General features: G+C 68.8%; 12 protein-coding genes. 2 read left to right on the top strand and 10 right to left on the bottom strand.

Features of this window, described 5'->3' with window-relative positions; genetic code table 11:
* Positions 1 to 178: 178 nt before the first annotated feature.
* From alaS to PIB44_RS13390, 4 genes are all read right to left on the bottom strand, one after another.
* Positions 179 to 2,824 (bottom strand): alanine--tRNA ligase, encoded by a 2,646-nt coding sequence (gene alaS / locus PIB44_RS13405; RefSeq protein ID WP_278069739.1) that lies wholly within the window; start codon positions 2,822 to 2,824, stop codon positions 179 to 181.
* Positions 2,825 to 3,055: 231 nt separating this feature from the next.
* Positions 3,056 to 3,547 (bottom strand): ribonuclease E activity regulator RraA, encoded by a 492-nt coding sequence (rraA, locus tag PIB44_RS13400; RefSeq protein ID WP_278069738.1) that lies wholly within the window; start codon positions 3,545 to 3,547, stop codon positions 3,056 to 3,058.
* 610 nt (positions 3,548 to 4,157) lie between these two features.
* A complete protein-coding gene (gene recA, locus PIB44_RS13395) occupies positions 4,158 to 5,237 on the bottom strand; it encodes a recombinase RecA (RefSeq protein ID WP_025977964.1) in 1,080 nt (359 codons plus the stop codon).
* A gap of 170 nt (positions 5,238 to 5,407) precedes the next feature.
* A complete protein-coding gene (locus PIB44_RS13390) occupies positions 5,408 to 6,916 on the bottom strand; it encodes a CYTH and CHAD domain-containing protein (protein ID WP_278069737.1) in 1,509 nt (502 codons plus the stop codon).
* Between the two features lie 89 nt (positions 6,917 to 7,005).
* On the opposite strand from PIB44_RS13390, the gene PIB44_RS13385 reads away from it, so the two are divergent.
* Positions 7,006 to 8,586: a GNAT family N-acetyltransferase gene (locus PIB44_RS13385; protein ID WP_278069736.1), complete on the top strand. Its 1,581-nt coding sequence runs from the start codon at positions 7,006 to 7,008 to the stop codon at positions 8,584 to 8,586.
* Positions 8,587 to 8,728: 142 nt separating this feature from the next.
* Here PIB44_RS13385 and PIB44_RS13380 read toward each other — a convergent pair whose 3' ends face one another.
* The 3 genes from PIB44_RS13380 to PIB44_RS13370 all read right to left on the bottom strand — a co-directional run bounded on the left by PIB44_RS13380 (position 8,729) and on the right by PIB44_RS13370 (position 13,309).
* Positions 8,729 to 9,787 (bottom strand): CaiB/BaiF CoA transferase family protein, encoded by a 1,059-nt coding sequence (locus tag PIB44_RS13380; RefSeq protein WP_278069735.1) that lies wholly within the window; start codon positions 9,785 to 9,787, stop codon positions 8,729 to 8,731.
* A 195-nt stretch (positions 9,788 to 9,982) separates the two neighbouring features.
* Positions 9,983 to 11,866 (bottom strand): acetate--CoA ligase, encoded by a 1,884-nt coding sequence (acs, locus tag PIB44_RS13375; protein ID WP_278071002.1) that lies wholly within the window; start codon positions 11,864 to 11,866, stop codon positions 9,983 to 9,985.
* A gap of 90 nt (positions 11,867 to 11,956) precedes the next feature.
* Complete coding sequence (locus tag PIB44_RS13370; protein ID WP_278069734.1) at positions 11,957 to 13,309, bottom strand: DcaP family trimeric outer membrane transporter; 1,353 nt, start codon at positions 13,307 to 13,309, stop codon at positions 11,957 to 11,959.
* A gap of 182 nt (positions 13,310 to 13,491) precedes the next feature.
* Between PIB44_RS13370 and PIB44_RS13365 the strand changes: the two genes are divergently transcribed.
* Positions 13,492 to 14,106, top strand: a complete 615-nt coding sequence (locus tag PIB44_RS13365) for a response regulator transcription factor (RefSeq protein WP_278069733.1) — start codon at positions 13,492 to 13,494, stop codon at positions 14,104 to 14,106.
* Between the two features lie 170 nt (positions 14,107 to 14,276).
* On the opposite strand, the gene PIB44_RS13360 is transcribed toward PIB44_RS13365, so the two are convergent.
* The 3 genes from PIB44_RS13360 to PIB44_RS13350 all read right to left on the bottom strand — a co-directional run bounded on the left by PIB44_RS13360 (position 14,277) and on the right by PIB44_RS13350 (position 21,444).
* Complete coding sequence (locus PIB44_RS13360) at positions 14,277 to 17,651, bottom strand: hybrid sensor histidine kinase/response regulator (RefSeq protein ID WP_278069732.1); 3,375 nt, start codon at positions 17,649 to 17,651, stop codon at positions 14,277 to 14,279.
* Between the two features lie 283 nt (positions 17,652 to 17,934).
* Positions 17,935 to 19,605: an MFS transporter gene (locus PIB44_RS13355; RefSeq protein WP_278069731.1), complete on the bottom strand. Its 1,671-nt coding sequence runs from the start codon at positions 19,603 to 19,605 to the stop codon at positions 17,935 to 17,937.
* 393 nt (positions 19,606 to 19,998) lie between these two features.
* A complete protein-coding gene (locus PIB44_RS13350) occupies positions 19,999 to 21,444 on the bottom strand; it encodes an NAD-dependent succinate-semialdehyde dehydrogenase (protein ID WP_278069730.1) in 1,446 nt (481 codons plus the stop codon).
* Positions 21,445 to 21,467: the final 23 nt, after the last annotated feature.

Below are 21,467 nucleotides of genomic sequence, written 5' to 3'. Positions count from 1 at the left end.
GGCGGCGCAGCCGGCGTTCTTGCGCGAAAGGGTGAGGGGCTTGTCCTGTCTGTCGGCGTAAGCCGTCGCGCCACGGCCTTTGGCCGACTTCACACTCGAACCCTCACCCTTTCGCCTTCGCCAATCGCTACGCTCTTGGAGGCTCAAACCCTCTCCCACCGGGAGAGGGGAGAGACGATCAGCCCTTCAGCGAGGCCCGGATGGCGTTCAGGCCGTCCTCGGCCTTGGACCCATCAGGCGCGCCGCCCTGGGCGAAGTCGGGCTTGCCGCCGGCGCCCTTGCCGCCCATGGCGATGACGGCGTCGCGGGCCAGGTCGGCCGCATTGACCTTGCCGGCCATGTCCGACGTCGCGGCGACGGTGATGGCCGCCTTGCCGTCGGTGACGCCGACCAGGGCGACGACGCCCGAGCCGAGCTGCTTCTTGAAGTCCTCGGCGACGCCGCGCAGGCCCTTGCCGTCGACGCCTTCCAGAACGCGGGCGATCAGCTTGATCCCGCCGATCTCCTCAGGCGCCGCATTGGCGCCCGCGCCGCCGCCCAGAGCGAGCTGCTTCTTCAGCTCGGCGACCTGCTTCTCCAGCGTCTTGACCGAGGCCTGCAAGCCCTCGACGCGGGCCGGAACCTCGGCGGGCTGGATCTTGAAGCCCTGGGCCAGCTGGCGGGCGACGTTGGCCTGATCCAGCAGGAAGCGGCGGGCCGCGTCGCCGGTCAGGGCCTCGATGCGGCGCACGCCGGCGGCGACGCCGCCTTCGGACACGATCTTGAACAGGGCGATGTCGCCGGTGCGATAGACGTGGGTGCCGCCGCACAGTTCGACCGAATAAGCGCCCGGACCGTTCAGGGCGTGGCCCAGGGTCAGGACGCGGACCTCGTCTCCGTATTTCTCGCCGAACAGGGCCACGGCGCCCGCCGCGATGGCGGCGTCGGGCGTCATCAGCTCGGTCGTGGCCGGCGCGTTCTGGCGGATGACGGCGTTCACCTCGTCCTCGATGCGGGCGATCTCCTCGTCCGTCAGCGGGGCGTTGTGGCTGAAGTCGAAGCGCATGCGCTCGGCGTCGACCATCTGACCCTTCTGGGCGACGTGGGGGCCCAGCACGTTCTTCAGCGCGGCGTGCACCAGGTGGGCGGCAGAGTGGTTGGCGCGAGTGGTCGGGCGCGAGCCGTCCTCGACCGTGGCGGTCACGACCGCGCCGGTCGCCAGCGAGCCTTGCGTCACCTCGACGGTATGCACGTGCAGGTCGCCAGCGTGCTTCTTGGTGTCCAGCACGCGGCCTTCGCCGCCGCTCCAGACCAAGGCGCCCTTGTCGCCCGCCTGACCGCCGCCTTCGCCATAGAAGGGGGTCTTGTCCAGCAGGACCTCGACCGTCTCGCCCGCCGTCGCTGAGGGGGCCTCGGCCCCGTCCTTGACGATGGCCAGGACCTTGCCCTCGCCGGTTTCGGACTCATAGCCGGTGAACTCGGTGCCGCCGTGCTGGTCGCGCAGGCTGAGCCAGGCGCCGGCCGAGGCGGTCTGGCCTGAGCCCTTCCAGTGCTCGCGCGAACGATCGCGCTGCTCGGCCATGGCGGCCTCGAAGCCGTCGACGTTGACGCTGAAGCCGCGACGACGCGCCTCGTCCTGCGTCAGGTCCAGCGGGAAGCCGTAGGTGTCGTAGAGGGTGAAGGCCGTCTGGCCGTCCAGCATGTCGCCCGCCTTGAAGTCGGCGGTCGCCTGGTCGAACAGGTTCATGCCGCGGCCCAGCGTGGTGCGGAAGCGGATCTCTTCCTGCTTCAGCGTGTCTTCGATGAAGGCCTGGGCGCGGCCGAGTTCGGGATAGGCCTCGCCCATCTCCTCGACCAGGGTCGGCACAAGACGGTGCATCAGCGGGTCCTGCGCGCCCAGCAGGTGGGCGTGACGCATGGCGCGGCGCATGATGCGGCGCAGGACATAGCCCCGGCCCTCGTTCGACGGGGTCACGCCGTCGGCGATCAGGAAGGCGGTCGAACGCAGGTGGTCGGCGATGACCCGGTGCGACGGGGCGCGCTCGCCCTCGGCCTTGGTCGAGGTCAGCTCTTCCGAGGCGCCGATCAGGCTCTTGAACAGGTCGACTTCATAGTTAGAGTGGACGCCCTGCAGCACGGCGGCGATGCGCTCCAGACCCATGCCGGTGTCGACCGAGGGCTTGGGAAGGTCGCGAACGATCTGATCGTTCTCCTTCTCGTACTGCATGAAGACGTTGTTCCAGATCTCCACGAAGCGGTCGCCGTCCTCGTCCGGCGAACCGGGAGGGCCGCCGAAGATGTGGTCGCCGTGGTCGTAGAAGATTTCGGTGCACGGACCGCACGGGCCGCTGTCGCCCATGGCCCAGAAGTTGTCGGCCGTCGGGATGCGGATGATCTTCTCGTCCGCAAAGCCGGTGACCTTCTTCCAGATGTCGAAGGCTTCGTCGTCGGTGTGATAGACGGTGACCAGCAGGCGGGCGGGGTCCAGGCCGAACTCCTTGGTCAGCAGCCCCCAGGCGCTCTCGATGGCGTGGTCCTTGAAGTAGTCGCCGAACGAGAAATTGCCCAGCATTTCAAAGAAGGTGTGGTGACGCGCGGTGTAGCCGACGTTGTCCAGGTCGTTGTGCTTGCCGCCGGCGCGGACGCATTTCTGCGAGCTGGTCGCGCGCTTGTAGGGCGGGACTGCGCCGCCGGTGAAATAGTCCTTGAACGGCACCATGCCCGCGTTGACGAACAGCAGGGTCGGGTCGTTCTGCGGCACGAGCGGAGCCGACTGCACCTTCTCGTGGCCGTCGGCGGCGAAGTAGTCGAGGAAGGTGGAACGGATCTGCTTCAGGCTGGTCATGGGCGTATCGCTCTGGAACTCGGGCGCGCGGGAGGAAATAGCGGAACCGGCGTCATATAGGGATTTTGCACTGAGTGCATCACTGACGCGTGACTTCAGATTTCCTCTCCATGCAAATGGGGAGGGGGACCACGTAGTGGTGGAGGGCCTGGCGGTGCAACCAAGAAGCCCCTCCGCCTCAGCGGCTGCGCCGCTGATCCACCTCCCCATTTGCATGGGGAGGAAACGCGCTCAGTCGTGAAGCCGATGCGGCGCGACGATCACCCCGTCCGCGTCGGCGTAGAGCCAGTCGCCGGGAGTGAAGATGACGCCGCCGAAGGCGGTGGGGATGTCGATCTCGCCGACGGCGTCGCGCTCGGCGCGCAAGGGGGTGGTTCCCAGGGCTTTGACGCCCGCCTGCAGGGTGTTGATGATGGCTGTGTCGCGCACGGCGCCGTGGACGACGACGCCGGCCCAGCCGTTGTCGATGGCCAGCTTGGCCAGATTGTCGCCGACCAGGGCGCGTTTGAGCGAACCGCCGCCGTTGACCACCAGCACGGCGCCCTGGCCGGGGCGCTCCAGCGTCTGGCGCACCAGGGCGTTGTCGTCCAGCACGCTGAGGGTGCGGATCGGGCCGTGGAAGGCCGCCACCTGGCCGAAGCTGCGGAAGGGGGTCTGGCAGACCCTCACCGCGTCAGGATGGGCGTCGCAGAGGTCGGCGGTGGCGGGGGGCATGGCGTTCATTCTCATTTATCAGGAATCGTTGTTATGTGATCTGGTCTGATGGATGTTTCAGACTTTAAATTTAGGGAGAATACGTGTGCGGACGCTAGCTAAATTGGCAATGTCCGGAATTCTTCTCGCCATGACCGCTTCGCCGGCGGTTGCGTTCAAATCATGGGAGTATGTGTACTATTATACATTCTATTCGGACGCATCCATGACGACCATCGTGGGGTATGGGAATGATGTTTGCATGGAATCGGGAGGCAATGTGACGGTAATCACGCCCCTGTTCCCTACGCCTTACTATACGGCCGAGCGGGGGCACGAGTGCCGTCCTGGGGGACCGGTTTGAGCTGAGGTCAATTTTTCAGCTTTAGGATGAAAAAAGAGGCCCGCCCGACGGAGGTCGGGCGGGCCTGTCTCCGTCCGACCGGCCCCGCGGGGTCGGTAGGCGGGTCGCGAGGCGGCGAACGGAGAAGCTCTGGCCGTCAGGGTGCCCTTGCCTCCGGCCGTCAGCCTCGGGCTTGACCCGAGGATCGTCAGCGCGATCACGGCCTGAAAGGAAGGGGACGCTGCCTGGCTGGATCCTCGGGTCAGGCCCGAGGATGGCGGCGTTGGGGGTGGCCGATCAGCCCTCCAGGTCCTGGCCCTCGTCGGGTTCGGGGGCGCCCAGCATGTCGTCGGCGATCTTGGCGGTGGACTGGCGCACCGCCTTTTCGATCGAGGCGGCCATGTCGGGGTTGTTCTTGAGGAACTCCTTGGCGTTCTCGCGGCCCTGACCGATGCGGGTGGAGTCGTAGGAGAACCAGGAGCCGGACTTCTCGACGATGCCGGCCTTGACGCCCAGGTCGATGATCTCGCCGATCTTGGAGATGCCCTCCCCGTACATGATGTCGAAGATGACCTCGCGGAACGGCGGGGCGACCTTGTTCTTCACCACCTTGACGCGGGTGGTGTTGCCGACCACCTCGTCGCGGTTCTTGATCGCGCCGGTGCGACGGATGTCCAGGCGCACCGAGGCGTAGAACTTCAGCGCATTGCCGCCCGTCGTCGTTTCCGGCGAGCCGTACATGACGCCGATCTTATGACGGATCTGGTTGATGAACAGGACGATGCACTTCGACTTGGAGATCGAGGCCGTCAGCTTGCGCAGGGCCTGCGACATCAGACGCGCCTGAAGGCCGGGCAGGCTGTCGCCCATCTCGCCTTCGATTTCGGCGCGGGGCGTCAGGGCCGCGACGGAATCGATCACCACGATGTCCACGGCGCCGGAACGCACCAGGGTGTCGACGATCTCCAGCGCCTGTTCGCCCGTGTCGGGCTGCGACACCAGCAGGTCGTCCAGATTGACGCCCAGCTTTTGCGCATAGACGGGGTCCAGCGCGTGTTCGGCGTCGACGAAGGCGGCCACGCCGCCCTTCTTCTGGACCTCGGCCACGGTGTGCAGGGCCAGGGTGGTCTTGCCCGAGGATTCGGGACCGAACACCTCGATCACCCGCCCGACCGGCAGGCCGCCGATGCCGAGCGCCATGTCGAGGCCGAGCGAGCCGGTCGAGACGCTCTCGATCTCGGCCACCACGCCGGCCTTGCCCAGTTTCATGACCGAGCCCTTGCCGAAGGCGCGATCGATCTGCGCGATCGCCGCCTCTAGAGCGCGTTGTTTGTCGCTGTCTTCTTTACCCACGAGCTTCAGTGCCGCCTGTGACATTGGTTTTCTCTCCCTTGCCATGATTCCCATCTGACTTCGGGAGAGACCCGCCACGGACCCGCTCCCTTGGTGAAGCGGACTATGGACACGGTTTGTTCTTGTTCGCAAGATGTTCTCGTGAACTGAACAAGAACACTGACTGGCATGCGACCGATACTGTCGTGTCTGTCTTAGCGGGACCAGAAGGACCGGGCGCGCGACAGGCGGGCGAAGGCGCGGCTTGAGGCGGCGTGAAGGGCGGCGGCGCCCTGCTCGCGGCGGCCGATCAGGCGCCCGGCGGCGAAGGCGATCTCGGGCGCGGTCAGGCGGGCGTCGGCGGGGATGCGGTCGCGGGCGACGGCCAGGTCGTTGAGGGCGCCGAAGGCGTCCTGCGTTGTCTCCAGCGCCTTGAGGAAGCGTCTTTCGCGGCGGGGATGGTCGAACAGGCCGACGAAGAACTCGGCCGCGTAACGCAGGCGTTTCACCCGGATGCGCAGCCGGTGGCGGCCCGCCGCGTCCAGGCGGTCGAGGCGACGGCCGCCGCGTCGCACGCGCCGGTTGAGCCGCTCCAGGGCCTCAGCGGCGAAGTCGGCGACCGGCCGCCGCCGCCGCCAGGTCCGCACCGGATCGGGGTCGCTGCGCCAGGCGCCGGCCTCGATCCAGGCCAGGGTCTCGAGCATCAGGGCGGCGTAGCGCGGCGAATCGATGGCCGCCATGGTCCGGCGATAGGCGCCGCTGCGGGCCGCCAGCAGGCGCAGGCCCAGCGGGGCGAGGCGGGGGTCGGGCGTCTCCAGCGCGGCGGGGTGGAAGACGTCGCGGATGAAGACGTCCAGATCGCGCGCGGCGTCGGTCTCACGCGCCAGCCATTTCAACTCGGCGACGACGGGAGCGGCGTCCTCGCCCAGCAGGGGACTGAATACGGACAGGGCGGCGCGCAGCCGACGCAGGCCCACGCGCAGCTGATGCAGGGCCTCGGGCCGGCGCACCCTTCTCAGCAGTTCGGCGTTGGCCGAGACCTGACCCAGGGCGGCCAGGGCCGTGCGGCGCAAGGCCTCCTCGGCCGTCAGGGCGCGGGGCAGGGGATCGGCGCCGGCGGTGCGGGGCGCGCGCTCCAGCCCCTCGGCCAGACGCCAGCCGCGTTCGGCCTTGCTCTCGAACAGGGGGACCAGGGCGATGTCGGCCGACAGGCGCCGGGCCAGGGCGAACAGGGCCGGGGGCGGGCCGTCCTTCAGCTCCAGCTCCAGTTCGCGCAAGGGCTCGGCGCGGCCGCCTGCCGACAGCTGGCCCTCGTCATAGGCGGCCTCGATCACGGCGCCCTCGAAGGCGACCAGACGGACGCGGCGGCGCACCGTGCTGGCGAAGCGAGGGGCGAGATCGCGGCGGCGGCCCTTCAGCAGCGAGGCCGCCGGCGTCGTCTTCAGCGCCGCCCAGTCCAGGGCCTCGCTGGGTACCGGCATGTCCCATTCGACGCGGTTGAGGACGTCGCCGCCCGTCTGGCCCTTCAGCGTCTGGACAAAGCCGCGCTCGGTCCCGCGCACCCGCAGGCCCCAGCCCGCGCGCCGCAAGGCCTGGTCCGGCGTGTCGAAATAGACGGAGCGCAGGGCGTGCACGCTCTCCTCGCCCGCCAGGGCCGGATGGGCGTCCAGGCGCGCGGCGGCGCCGGGGCCGAGCCGAAATTTGAGTTCAACTTCCTGCGCCATGCCGGACATGTCGCCATTGTGCGCTTATCCTCATGCCGGTCCAAGACGATGAAATGATCCAACGGCCAAGGTCGAGCGTTAGGTGTCGCATGACTGATCTTCAGACCGCCCACACCGCCCAGAACGCCGAACCGGCCAAACCCGCCGTCCTGACCATCCGCAACGCCCGCATGGGCGACATTCCCGGCATCAGCGCCCTGGTGGCGCGGGTCTACAAGGACATGCCGCCCTATACGGCGGGGATGCTGCGGGGCCAGATCGCCACCTATCCCGACGGCCAGTTCGTGGTCGAGTTCGAAGGCGAGATCGTCGGCTACGCCGCCAGCTTCCGCATCGACGAAAAGTCCGCCATGGGCCCGCACACCTGGGACCAGATCACCGGCGGCGGCTATGGCGCCCGGCACGATCCGGCCGGCGAGTGGCTGTACGGCATGGAGGTCTGCGTCGACCCCGCCCGACGCCGCCTGCGCATCGGCCAGCGCCTGTATGACGCGCGCCGCGACCTGTGCGAGGCGCAGAACCTGAAGGGCGTCGTCTTCGGCGGCCGGATGCCCGGGCTGGCGCGGCGCCGCTCGGCCTATCCCGACCCGAACGCCTATGTCGAGGCGGTGCGCGACCGCAAGGTGAAGGACCCGATCATGGCCTTTCACCAGCGCTCAGGGTTCGAGCCGGCGGGGGTGCTGCTGAACTATCTGCCGTCGGACAAGGCGTCGCTGGGCCACGCGGCGCGCTGGGTCTGGCGCAACCCCTACTATGTCGAGGCGACGGGCAAAGGGGCGGCCTTTGCGGTCAAGGAGACGGTGCGGGTCGCCACCGTCCAGCTGCAGATGCGCAAGGTCGACAGCTTCCAGGAGTTTATCGACAACGTCGAATATTTCGTCGACGTCGTGTCCGACTATCGCGCCGACTTCGTGGTCTTTCCCGAGCTGTTCACGCTTCAGCTGCTGTCGCTGGCGACCAAGAAGCTGACCCCGGCGGAATCGATCGAGGCGCTGACCCGCTACACCCCGCGCTTCGTCGAGGCGATGCGTGAGCTGGCGGTCGGCTACAACGTCAACATCATCGGCGGCTCGCACCCGACGCGGACCGAGGACGGCGAGATCCAGAATGTCGCCTATGTCTTCCTGCGCGACGGCTCGGTGCATGAGCAGGAGAAGATCCACCCGACCCCGAACGAGCGCCACTGGTGGAACATCAAGGGCGGCGACCGAGTCCACGCCATCCCCACCGACTGCGGGCCGATCGGGGTGATGATCTGCTACGATTCGGAGTTCCCCGAACTGGCGCGGCGTCTGGCGGACGAGGGCGCGCGCATCCTGTTCACCCCCTTCTGCACCGACAACCGGCAGGGGTACTTACGCGTGCGCTACTGCTCGCAGGCGCGGGCCATCGAGAACCAGTGCTACGTCGTCCTGTCGGGCAATGTCGGCAACCTGCCCAACGTCGAGAACATGGACATCCAGTATGCCCAGTCCTGCATCCTGACGCCGTGCGACTTCCCGTTCGCGCGCGACGGGGTGGCGGCCGAGGCCAGCGAGAACGTCGAGACGGTGACGGTGGCGGACCTGGACCTGTCCGACCTGGCCTGGGCCAAGGCGCAGGGGACGGTGCGGAACCTGCGCGACCGCCGGTTCGATCTGTACAAGACGGTGTGGACGGACGGGGGGTGACCTTACCCCCGCTCATCCCGGCGGACGCCGGGATTCAGTGAGAGCGCGCGCACAGGACTTGCCTATTCAGGCCGCGCGTTTGAGGCCAAAGCACTGGGCCCCGGCGTCCGCCGGGGTGAGCGGTGATTTCGTGACCGGCCTTCTATTCCGGCCGCCGCGCCGGGCTGTCCCGGAACCGCGGGGCCGGCCCGGGCTGCACCACGCCCTGGGCGGTGACGAAGGCCTCGCGGGCGCGGTTGTGCGGGTGGTCGGGCGCTTCGGTCAGGGACAGGACGGGGGCGACGCAGGCTCCTTGCGCCTCTGGATCGCTGCACCAGTCGTCGCGGGTGCGGGTGCGGAACACGGCGGCCAGCCTGTCCTTCAGCCTCGGCCATTGGGCGGGGTCGAACGGCATGGCGAAGTCGGGATCGCTTCCCAGTCCCGTCAGCCGCATCAGGGCGATATAGAAGGCCGGTTCGATGGCCCCGACGGCGACGTATTTGCCGTCCGCCGTCTCATAGACCTCGTAAAACGGCGCGCCGGTGTCCAGCAGGTTGACGCCGCGCTCGTCGCGCCAGGCCAGGCTGGGCGGCAGGGGCGCGGGCAGGTTCTGGCGGAAGCCCCAGATCATGCTCATCAGCAGGGCCGAGCCGTCGGTCATGGCGCAGTCGATGACGTCGCCGCGCCCGGTGCGCTGGGCCTTCAGCAGGCCCGCCACCATGCCGAAGGCCAGCAGCATGCCGCCGCCGCCGAAGTCGCCGACCATGTTGATCGGCGGGGTCGGCTTCTCGCCCGCCCGGCCGAAGGCATGCAGGGCCCCTGAGACGGCAATGTAGTCGATGTCGTGGCCCGGCGCCGAAGCCAGCGGCCCGTCCTGACCCCAGCCGGTCATGCGGCCGTAGACGAGGCGCGGATTGTCGGCCAGCAGCACGTCGGGACCGAGGCCGAGACGCTCCATCACGCCGGGACGAAAGCCCTCGATCAGGCCGTCGGCGTTACGGGCCAGGTCGCGGACCAGGGCGGCGCCCTCTGGCGTCTTCAGGTCGGCTTCGACCAGGCGGGCGCGACTGCGGTTCAGGGGATCGCGCAGGTCGGGCGCCGCGCCGGGGCGGTGGACTAGCACCACCTCGGCGCCGTGATCGGCCAGCATCATGCCGCAGAAGGGGGCGGGGCCGATGCCGCCGATTTCGATGATGGTCAGGCCGTCGAGGGTTCCGCTCATGCCCCGCACTGAAGCCGAGGCGGGCGGCCCCGTCCAGCTTGCGCCGTCCGGGACCGCCTCTTCGGGGGGAACTGAATGATGAACCCGCTCACCCCGGCTGACGCCGGGGCCCAGTGCTTTGGCCAAGGGCGCGACCCTGGGTGCGCGTGGCTCTTACTGGATCCCGGCGTCCGCCGGGATGAGCGGATATGAAACCTAGGCCGCCCGGTTCTTCACCAGATCGTCCACGACCGACGGATCCGCCAGCGTCGAGGTGTCGCCCAGGGCGCCCAGTTCGTTCTCGGCGATCTTGCGCAGGATGCGCCGCATGATCTTGCCCGAGCGGGTCTTGGGCAGGCCCGGCGCCCACTGGATTACGTCCGGGGCGGCGATGGGGCCGATCTCGCTGCGGACCTGGGCGACCAGGGCTTTGCGCAGGTCGTCGGTCGCCTCGACCCCCTTGTTCAGCGTGACATAGGCGTAGATGCCTTGGCCCTTGATGTCGTGAGGGAAACCGACGACGGCGGCCTCGGCCACGTCGTCGTGCAGGACCAGGGCGCTCTCGACCTCGGCGGTGCCCATGCGGTGGCCCGAGACGTTGATGACGTCATCGACCCGGCCGGTGATCCAGTAATAGCCGTCTTCGTCGCGGCGGCAGCCGTCGCCCGTGAAATACTTGCCCGGATAGGTCGAGAAATAGGTCTCGAAGAAGCGTTGGTGGTCGCCGTAGACGGTGCGCATCTGGCCCGGCCAGCTGTCGGTGATGCACAGATTGCCCTCGGTCGCGCCGCTCAGCACGCCCCCTTCCGCGTCCACGATTTCGAGTTCGACGCCGGGCAGGGGCCGGGTCGCCGAGCCAGGCTTCAGGTCCGTCGCGCCGGGCAGGGGCGAGATCAGGGCACCGCCCGTTTCGGTCTGCCACCAGGTGTCGACGATGGGCAGGCGGCCTTCGCCGACTACCTCATGGTACCAGCGCCACGCCTCGGGATTGATCGGCTCGCCGACCGTGCCCAGCAGACGCAGGCTCTTGCGGCTGGACGCCTTCACCGGGGCGTCGCCGTCGCGCATCAGGGCGCGCAGGGCCGTGGGGGCGGTGTAGAAGATGTTGACCTGATGCTTGTCCACCACCTCCCAGAAGCGGCTGACGGTCGGATAGTTGGGCACGCCTTCGAACATCAAAGTCGTCGCCGCATTGGCCAGGGCGCCGTAGACGACATAGGTGTGGCCCGTGACCCAGCCCACGTCGGCGGTGCACCAGAATACCTCGCCGGGGCGATAGTCGAACACCAGCTCATGCGTATAGCTGGCCCAGAACAGATAGCCGCCGGTGGTGTGCAGCACGCCCTTGGGCTTTCCGGTCGAGCCCGAGGTGTAGAGGATGAACAGCGGGTCTTCGGCGTTCATCGGTTCGGGCGCGCAGTCGGGCGAGGCCTTGTCCGCCTCGACGCCCCAGTCCAGGTCGCGGCCTTCGACGAAGGGAACGTCGGCGCCGGTATGGCGCAGGACGACGACGGTCTTCACGCCCGCGACCTTTTCCAGCGCCTTATCGACATTGGCCTTGAGCGGGACCTTCTTGCCGCCGCGACAGCCTTCGTCGGCGGTGATGACGAAGGTGGATTCGCAGTCCTCGATCCGCCCGGCGATGCTGTCGGGCGAGAAGCCGCCGAAGATGACCGAATGCACGGCGCCGATGCGGGCGCAGGCCAGCATGGCGTAGGCTGCTTCGGGGATCATCGGCAGATAGATGGTGACGCGGTCGCCCTTCTGGACGCCGTTGGCCTTCAGCACATTGGCCAGACGGCAGACGCGCTCATGAAGCTGGCCGAAGGTGACGGTTTCGCTGTCGGTCGGCTCGTCGCCTTCCCAGATGATGGCGACCTCGTCCCGGCGGGCGGGCAGGTGGCGGTCGATGCAGTTGGCCGAGACGTTCAGCACTCCGTCCTCGAACCAGCGGATGCGGAAGTTTTCCTTGTTGAAGGACACGTCCTTGATCTTGGTCGGAAAGGTCATCCAGTCCAGCCGCTCGGCCTGGGTGGCCCAGAAGGCCTCGGGGGTCTCACGCGCCTGCATCCGGGCCGCTTCATAGCCGGCGCGGTCCATGTGGGCGCGGGCGGCCAGTTCAGCGGGGACGGGATAGATTTCCGGATCAGACACGCGTTTTTCCTCCAGCAGTCTTTTTCTTCTTCGGCCTTAGAAGCCGTATTTCACGAACAGGATCAGACGGGTCATGTCGCCGTCCAGCCCTGACTCGAGTTTGCGGTCAGCGAACATCACCTCGGCCCCGACATCAAACGCCGCGACCGGCGACCAGATCAGATTGGCGTGAAGGCTCTGGGCCGAGCGGTTGACGCCGGTCCCGGTCAGCAGCACGTCGTTGTCCACCCTCTGCGTCGACCAGATCAGGCTGGAGCGCCAGCCGGGCGCCCAGACGTGGCGATAGGCGGCGAAGCCTGCGATCACGCCGATGGCCTCAAGCTCGCCCGAGGCGTCCAGCACGGCGTCGTTGGAGAAGTTCAGCCCGACATAGCGGCCGACGCCTTCGCCGCCGGTCAGCATCAGGCGGATGTCGTCCTGCGCCCCGACCTTGACCTTGGCCGAGGCCGACAGGCCCCAGCCCACAGCGGTGGCATCCACGTTGGTCGCCGGGTTCTGATACTTCAGCTGGCGCACCAGGCCGGACAGCTGCACGTCGCCCCACGGACGGCTGAGGCCATAGCGGGCGGTCAGGTCGGGCAGGCTGTTGTCGTCGGCCACGATGCGGGCGCCGCCGCCGAAGGGGGTGACGGTGGTCTCGGGGTTCTCCAGCGCGATGGAGAAGGGGCCGCGCGTATAGCGGACCTGGGCCTGGCGGGCGAAGACCGTGCCCTCGGCCGCGCCGACGAAGTCCGCCGATTCCGGCAGGACGGCGGTGTTCTGGAAGTTGGTCCACTCCTGGCCGATCAGCCAGTTGTCGATGGTGACGAAGGCGCGGCGCAGGGCGGGGTTCGAGCCGCTGGTCGTGCGCTGGTCGCCGGAGCCGGGCAGGGTCTGGAAGTCCATCTCCAGACGCGTGCCGATCTTGTGGCCGCCGACCACGCCGTCGGTGGTCAGCCAGAAGCGGGTCTGGCGGGCGTTGAAGTCGGTGGCGACGTCTTCGTCCGCGCCGCCGACCGGAATGGAGCCGGGCAGGTGATAGTCGCGCAAGGGATCGCCGTTGGCCGGGTCGCCGCCGGAATATTTCGACGCCGTGAAGTCGGTCTTGATGAAGCCGCCGAACTTCACCGTGTGGTCGCCGATGCGGAAGCCTTCCTCGCGCGGGGCGTCAGAGACGGGCGTCGGCGTCGGGACGGGCGCAGGGCGCGCTTCGAGGCGGACGATGTCCTGCGCCTGCGAGGCCTGCTGCGTTCTGGCAGCGGCGACTTCGGATTTCAGACTGTTCAGCTCGGCTTCGAGCTGGGCGATACGGGCTTCCAGTGCGGCGCTGGCGTCCTGAGCCAGTGCGGCGTCGGGCGCGAGCAGCAGCGCGGCCGCAGCCACGCCGCCGAACAGACGGCAGCTTCCCATGCGAGGTCCTCCCAGACCGTTGTTCCGGGCCCGTCTGTCGCAGGCCTCAGGACGGCAGCATTCCGCGCGGTCCGGGTTTGCGGCCATTAGCCATTCGTCTAGTTTCGACCAAAGTCGAGGCGCGGCATGGTGTCGTCGCGACGCGGCCCGATGAACAAGAACCGCGCGTGGGAAGGACCTTCATGGATCGCATCGTCGTCGCCGACGACCATCCCCTGTTTCGCGCGGCCTTGAGGTCGGCCGTCGAAAAGGCGTCCGAGGGCGCGCAGATCGTCGAATGCGCCAGCCTGGCCGAGGCGCAGGCGGCCTTGGGCGCGGGGCCGGTGGACCTGCTGTTGCTGGACCTGAAGCTGTCGGATGTGGACGGCATGACGGGCCTGACCCTGATCCGCGCCGATCATCCGGCCGTGCCGGTCGCCGTCGTCTCGGCCAGCGAGGAGGCGCCGACCATCCGCCGCGCCCTGTCGCTGGGGGCGGCGGGCTTCATTCCGAAATCGGCGGCCCTGCCTGAAATGGTCGAGGCGATCCGGGCTATTCTCGACGGCGAGACCTGGGCGCCCGAGGTCGAGGCGGCGGGCGAGGAGGAGGCCGACCTGCAAGCCCGCATCGCCAGCCTGACGCCGTCGCAGTTGCGGATTCTGGAGGGGCTGAAGGTCGGGCGGCTGAACAAGCAGATCGCCTTCGACCTGGGCGTCACCGAGGCGACGATCAAGGCGCACCTGACCAGCGTCTTCCGCAAGCTGGGCGTGCAGAACCGGACCCAGGCGGTGATCCTGGCGCAGTCGCTGGATATCTAAATCCTTCTCCCCTTGTGGGAGAAGGTGGCAGGCGAAGCCTGACGGATGAGGGGTGTGAACGCCATGGCGTCCGAGTAGGCGCAGCCCGTCCTGAATGACTTTTGAGCGCTGCGCCGACACCCCTCATCCGAGCGCCTCCGCGCCCACCTTCTCCCACAAGGGGAGAAGGGTCAGCTGCGCAGAAACGCCTTCAACGCCGCGGGCTTGACCGGTTTCGGCAGCAGCACCGCCCCCGCCGCCGCGGCCTTCTCTTTCAACCCCTCGCGCGTGTCGGCCGTCACCAGCGCAATCCGCCTGACTCCCCGCGCGCGCAGCCAATCGACGGCGGCTAGCCCGTCGGGCTCGTCGTCGCCCAGATGCAGATCGACCAGGGCCGCGTCGAACGGGCCGACCGCCGCGCGGGCTTCGGCGACCGAGCGCGCGGTCACGGCCTGCGCGCCCCAACGATCCAGCAAGGCCGTCAGAGCGTCGAGGATGGCCGGCTCGTTGTCCACGCACAGCACCCGCAGACCGGTCAAAGGCAGGCGCAGGTCGTCGGGCGTGATCTCCGGCTCGGGCCGGGCGGCGGCGCGCGGGACGGCGACGCGGAAGGTCGTGCCGCGCCCGACGTGCGAGGCCAGCGACAGCGGGTGGCCCAGCAGGTCCGACAGCTTCTGCACGATGGCCAGGCCCAGGCCCGCGCCCGGCTCGTCCACCGGGGCGCCGGGCAGGCGCACGAACTCGCCGAAGACCGCCTGCCGGTCGGCTTCGGCGATGCCGCGCCCGGTGTCGCTGACCAGAATCTGCACCCGCTCGCCGTCGCGCCGGGCCCCGATCAGCACCCGCCCGTGGTCGGTGTAGCGGATGGCGTTGGCGATCAGGTTCTGCAGCATGGAGCGCAGCAGGTCGCGGTCCGAGGCGATCCACAGGCTGGACGGCGCCGCCGTCAGCGTCAGCCCCTTGGCGCGGGCGACCGGGGCGAACTCGCGCGCCAGTTCGTCGAACAGGCCGCCCAGGGCCAACGGCGCCACGGCGGGCCGGACTCCGCCCGCCTCCAGCTTGGACAGGTTCAGCAGGGCGGTCAGCAGGCGGTGGGCGCTGTCGATGGCGCGGTCGGCGTTGGTCGCCAGGCCGCGCGCGGGCGATCCGGCCAGATCCGCGTCCTCCCTCAGGGCGGCGATGAACAGACGCGCGGCGTGCAGCGGCTGCAGCAGGTCGTGGCTGGCTGCGGCCAGAAAGCGGGTCTTGGAGGCGGTGGCGTCCTCGGCCGTGCGGCGGGCCTCCTCCAGCCGTTCGGTGCGGTCGGCGACGCGGGCCTCCAGCCGCTCGTTGGCCTCCTCCAGCTCGCGCGCGGCGCGGCGCAGGGCGGTGATGTCGGTATAGCTGGTGGCGTAGCCGCCGCCGGGGATGGGCGCGCCGGACGAGCGCAGGATGCGGCCGTCGGGCTGTTCGCGCTCGTGGTCGTGGGGGATGCGGCGGGCCAGGGCCTCCAGCCGCCGCTCGACCCAGGCGTCGATCTCGTGAGCCGGTACGCCCGCCTCGCCGCGCTCGGCGTTCAGACGATAGACGGCGGCGATGGGCAGGCCGACGTGGACGAAGCCGGCGGGCAGGTCGAACATCTCGACATAGCGGCGGTTCCAGGCGGTCAGGCGCAGGTCTTCGTCGACGACGCTGACGCCCTGGTCGATGTTGTCCAGCGTGGTCTGCAGCAGGTCGCGGTTGAACTGGACGGCCTGGGACGCCTCGTCGAGCATCCGCACCACGTCCTCGGGCGCGCGGCCTCCGGCGGCCAGGGCGGCGGCCAGGACGCGGCGGGCGGCGGCGGCGCCGACGGCCCCCGCCAGCATCCGCTCGGCGGCGCGGGCCAGCGTCGCGTCGGCCGGGTCGGCGTCCTTCAGCTTGATATCCGTCTCTCGCGCCCAGGCGGCGAAGGCGCGCTCGGCCCGCTCGTCGCCGATGAAGCGGGCGACCAGGGCGCGCAGGTCGCCGACCGAGGCCCCGGCCGAGCCGCCGCGCCCCTCCATCCAGTCCGGGCCGAGCCGGTCGACGAAGGCGCGGGCCTGGACCCGGTCGATCAGGCGGGGCGGCCGCGCCCGCGACACCAGGACGAAGACGCCCAGGTTCAGCGACAGGCTGAGGAAGACGCCCGCGGCGAACGGATCTTCCAGCCCCAGCAGGGCGGGCACGTTCAGGCCGAAACCGGGGGCCAACTGCGGCGCGGCCAGCATGACGGCCCAGACCGTCATCCCCGCCGCCAGCCCCGCGAGCGCCCCGCTGGCCCGCCCGCCGCGCCACAGCACCGCTCCGAACAGCGACGGCGCCAACTGGGCCAGGGCGGCGAAGGACACCAGGCCGATCGCCGCCAGACCGCTGGATCGATCCATCGCCAGATAATAGAGCCAGGCCAGCAGCAGCAGGCCGACGATGGCCAGGCGGCGGATGTTCAGCAGGGTACGGGCCATGTCCGGCGGCGCCGCGCCGCGCCGCCGTCCGGCGGCCATCAACGGCAGGACCAGGTTGTTCGACACCATGGCCGACAGGGCCACGGCCTCGACGATGACCATGGCGGTGGCGGCCGAGAAGCCGCCGACGAAGACCACGGCGGTCAGCAGGCTCTGCCGCGCGCCCAGCGGCAGGGCCAGCACCAGCAGGTCGGGATTGGTCTGCGGCGTGAACAGCCCGCCCGCCGCCACCAGCGGCAGGACCGCCAGCGTGGTCAGGATCAGATAGAGGGGGAAGATCCAGCGCGCGCGGCGCACCTGGGCCGGATCGCCGCCCTCGACGAAGGCGACATGGAACTGACGCGGCAGACAGAAGATGGCCAGGGTCGCCACCAGGGTGATGGCCATGAAGCGGGCGTCGATGTGCGGCCATGTTCCCAACTGTCCCAAGCTGTTGGCGACGGCCTGTCGCGACGGCGAGGCGGCCAGCAGAAGGACGGCGAAGACGGCCACGGCCAGCAGGGCGGCCAGTTTGACGATGGACTCGATGCCGATGGCCTGGATCAGGCCGCGGTTGTGCTCGGTCAGGTCGGGCCTTCGTGCGCCGAACAGGATGGCGAACCCGGCCAGAACCGCCGCCATGACCAGAACGGTCAGGCTCTCGGACCCGGCGACCGGGGTGCCGGCCGTGATCAGCTCGCCCGCCATCGACAGCGACTTGAGCTGCAGCGCGATGTAGGGGACCGAGCCCAGGATGGCGACGCCCGCCACCGCCGCGCCCAGCGCCGGGCTCTTGCCGTAGCGCGACGAGATGAAGTCGGCCATCGAGCCGACGTTCTCGCGCCGGGCGGCCGAGGCGATGCGCCGCCACAGCGGCAGCAGCAGGGTCAGCCCCAGGATCGGCCCGGCGTAGATGGGCAGATACTCCCACCCGTCGCGCGCCGCCGTGCCGACGGCGCCGTAGTAGGTCCACGACGTGCAGTATATAGCCAGCGACAGGGCATAGAGCGACGGCCCCAGCATCCCGCGCCGCGCCTTGATCTGCGGCCGCTCGTACCACCAGGCGATACCGAACAGGGCGGCCATGTAGAAGGCCGTCAGGGCCAGGGTGGCGAGGCTGAACATGGGCGTCATCTGGGCCGGGCGCGATCAGGCGGGCAAGTGAAAAAGAGGGCGGTCAGGCCGAAGCCGGACCGCCCGCAGGTTGGCGAAAAGTTGCGCGACCTTCTCCCTCCCCGTCCCGGGGAGGGTGGTCGCAGCGAAGCGGAGACCGGGTGGGGAGGGCCAGGCGATCCTGGCCTCTACGCCTGGCTGATGTCGGCGCTTGAACAGCCAGGCCGCCCCCACCCGGCCTCGCCCTGTCGGGCTCAGCCACCCTCCCCGGGACGGGGAGGGAGAGGCGCGCGCCTTAGTCGTGGATGTTCACGTCCTTGCCTTCCTTCACGAAGAGGACGCCGATGATCAGGGTCAGCACGGCGATGGCGATGGGGTACCACAGGCCATAGTAGATGTTGCCCGTGGCCGCGACCATGGCGAACGCCGTGGTCGGCAGGAAGCCGCCGAACCAGCCGTTGCCGATGTGATAGGGCAGGGACATCGAGGTGTAGCGCACCTTGGTCGGGAACATCTCGACCAGGGCGGCGGCGATCGGGCCGTAGACCATGGTCACATACAGGACCAGCAGGAACAGGATGCCGATCACCAGCGGCTTGTTGACCAGTTCGCTGTCGGCCTTGGCCGGATAGCCGGCTTCGGTCAGGGCGGCGGTCAGGCCGGCGTCCCAGGTCTTCTTCTGCGCGTCGAAGTCCGCCTTGGCCATGGTCTTGCCGTTGAAGCTGTCGACCACGCGATCGCCGATGCGCACCTGGGCCACGGTCCCGGCGGGAGCGGCCTCATTGACGTAGGTGACGCCCGCCTTGGCCAGGTGGGTCTTGGCGACGTCGCACGAGCTGTTGAAGACGGTCTTGCCGACGGGGTCGAACTGGAAGTGGCAGTCGGCCGGGTCGGCGACGACGGTCACCGGCGACGAGGCCGCCGCAGCGGCCAGACGCGGGTTGGCCGCCTCGGTCAGGGCGCCGAACAGCGGGAAATAGGTCACGGCGGCCAGCAGGCAGCCCGCCATGATGATGGGCTTGCGGCCGATCTTGTCCGACAGCCAGCCGAAGATGATGAAGAAGGGCGTCGCCAGCGCCAGGGCGGCGGCGATCAGGATGTTGGCCAGGGTCGGATCGACCCTCAGCGTCTTTTCCAGGAAGAACAGGGCGTAGAACTGACCCGTGTACCAGACCACGGCCTGACCGGCGGCCAGGCCGAACAGGGCGATCAGCACCAGCTTCAGGTTCGGCCACTTCATGAAGCTGTCCTTCAGCGGGGTGGTCGAGCCCTTGCCTTCGGCCTTCATGCGCTTGAACGCCGGGCTTTCCGACAGCTTCAGGCGGATCCACAGGGACACGCCCAGCAGCAGGATCGAGACCAGGAAGGGGATGCGCCAGCCCCATGCGACGAAGGCCTCTTCGCCGACGCTGAAACGGACGCCCAGGATCACGGCCAGGCTGAGCAGCAGGCCCACGGTGGCGGTGATCTGGATGAAGGAGGTGTAGAAGCCGCGCTTGCCCTCCGGGGCGTGCTCGGCGACATAGGTGGCGGCGCCGCCGTATTCCCCGCCCAGCGCCAGGCCCTGGATCAGGCGCATCAGCACCAGGATGATCGGCGCGGCGATGCCGATGGCGGCGTAGGGCGGCAACAGGCCGACCACGAAGGTCGAGACGCCCATCAGCAGCATGGTCACCAGGAAGGTGTTCTTGCGTCCCCACAGATCGCCCATGCGGCCGAAGACGATGGCCCCGAACGGACGGACCGCAAAGCCCGCGGCGAAGGCCATCAGGGCGAAGATGAAGCCGGTGGTCTCATTCACGCCGGAAAAGAACTGGGCGGAGATGATCGCGGCCAGCGAGCCGTAAAGATAGAAGTCGTACCATTCGATGACGGTGCCGACGGAGGAGGCGAGAATCACCAGCCGGTCGTTCTTGTCGACCGTGTGCTCGCCGCCGTCCGCCGCACCTATGGCGCGGTCGGTCATGGGCAGTTCCCTTCCTGTGCGGCCGCGATGCGCGGCGCGTTTCCCTCGCGCCCGGCGTGCTTTGCGCCGAGCGTCGGAAGGGAGAGTGACAGCAGGAACGGCGGTTTGCGCAGACCGACCTTGGTCGAATAATTATGCTTCCCTCTCCCGACGGGAGAGGGCTTGAGCTTCGGAGAGCCGAAGGCGATCCGCAAAGCGAAAGGGTGAGGGGCTAAGGCGTCAGTCGGCGTAAGCCGTCGCGCAACCGCAGATCGCCTTCTATTCGACAAGCCAGAGAGGATGAAGAGGCTGCGCAACGGCCTTCGGCCGACGTTCACCGCGAACCCTCACCCTTTCGCCTGTTCCAATCGCTGCGCTCTTGGAGGCTCAAGCCCTCTCCCATCGGGAGAGGGATCAGATGCCCATGCAGAGGTATTTGATCTCCAGGTAGTCCTCGATGCCGTGGCTGGAGCCCTCGCGGCCCAGGCCGGACTGTTTGATGCCGCCGAAGGGGGCGACCTCGGTGGAGATCAGGCCGGTGTTGACGCCGATCATGCCGGTCTGCATCGCCTCGGCCACGCGCCAGACGCGGCTCAGGTCGCGGGCGTAGAAATAGCCTGCCAGGCCGAAGATGGTGTCGTTGGCCAGCGCAACGCCTTCCTCTTCCGTCTCGAAGCGAACGACGCCCGAGACGGGGCCGAAGGTCTCCTCGCGGCACATCTGCATGTCCTGGGTCACGCCCGACAGGACCGTCGGCTGGAAGAAGGTGCGGCCCAGCTTGTGGCGCTCGCCGCCGGTCAAAAGGGTCGCGCCCTTGGCCAGGGCGTCGGCGACGTGGTCCTCGACCTTCTTCACCGCCTTCTCGTCGATCAGGGGGCCGATCTGGACGCCGTCGTCCAGTCCGTTTCCGACCCTCAGCGCTTCGGTGGCCTGGGTCAGCTTGGCGACGAATTCGTCGTAGACGGCGGCCTGGACATAGAAGCGGTTGGTGCAGACGCAGGTCTGGCCCGCGTTGCGGTACTTCGAGGCCACGGCGCCCGCCACGGCCGCGTCGATGTCGGCGTCGTCGAAGACCAGGAAGGGGGCGTTGCCGCCCAGCTCCAGGCTCATCTTCTTGATGGTCTGTGACGACTGCTCCATCAGCAGGCGGCCGATCTCGGTCGAGCCGGTGAAGCTGATCTTGCGCACCGTTTCATTCGACGTCAGCTCGCCGCCGATGGCCGAGGCCGAGCCGGTGACGACGTTGAACAGGCCGGGCGGCAGGCCCGCCTCTTCCGCCAGAACAGCCAGAGCCAGCGCCGACAGCGGCGTCTGGCTGGCGGGCTTCAGCACCACGGCGCAGCCGGCGGCCAGGGCCGGGCCGACCTTGCGGGTGATCATGGCGGCGGGGAAGTTCCACGGCGTGATGGCCCCGACGACGCCCACCGGCTGGCGCAGCGTCACCAGCCGCTTGGAGGCGTCGTGGCTGGGGATGACCTCGCCATAGGTGCGTTTGCCCTCCTCGGCGAACCATTCGATGAAGCTGGCGGCATAGGCGATCTCGCCCTTGGCCTCGGTCAGGCTCTTGCCCTGTTCGCGGGTCAACAGGCGGCTCAGCGCGTCCTGCTCGCTCATCATCAGGTCGAACCAGCGGCGCAGGATGCGGGCGCGCTCGCCGGCCGTCTTGGCGGCCCAAGGCTTCATGGCGGCCTCGGCGGCGGCGATGGCGCGGCGGGTCTCAGATGCGCCCATGTCGGGGACGGTCGCCAGCACCTCGCCCGTGGCCGGGTTGGTCACTTCGAGGGTTCCGCCGCCGTCGGCGTCGATCCAGCGGCCGTCGACATAGGCCTGATGACGCAGCAGACGGGCGGGATCGGACATGGGGCGGACTCCTTGGACGCAAG

It is taken from the genome of Brevundimonas sanguinis, from assembly GCF_029636725.1.
GTDB classification, from domain to species: domain Bacteria; phylum Pseudomonadota; class Alphaproteobacteria; order Caulobacterales; family Caulobacteraceae; genus Brevundimonas; species Brevundimonas sanguinis.
Note: the sequence above shows the minus strand (reverse complement) of the source record. Positions and strands in the feature narration are given on the sequence as shown.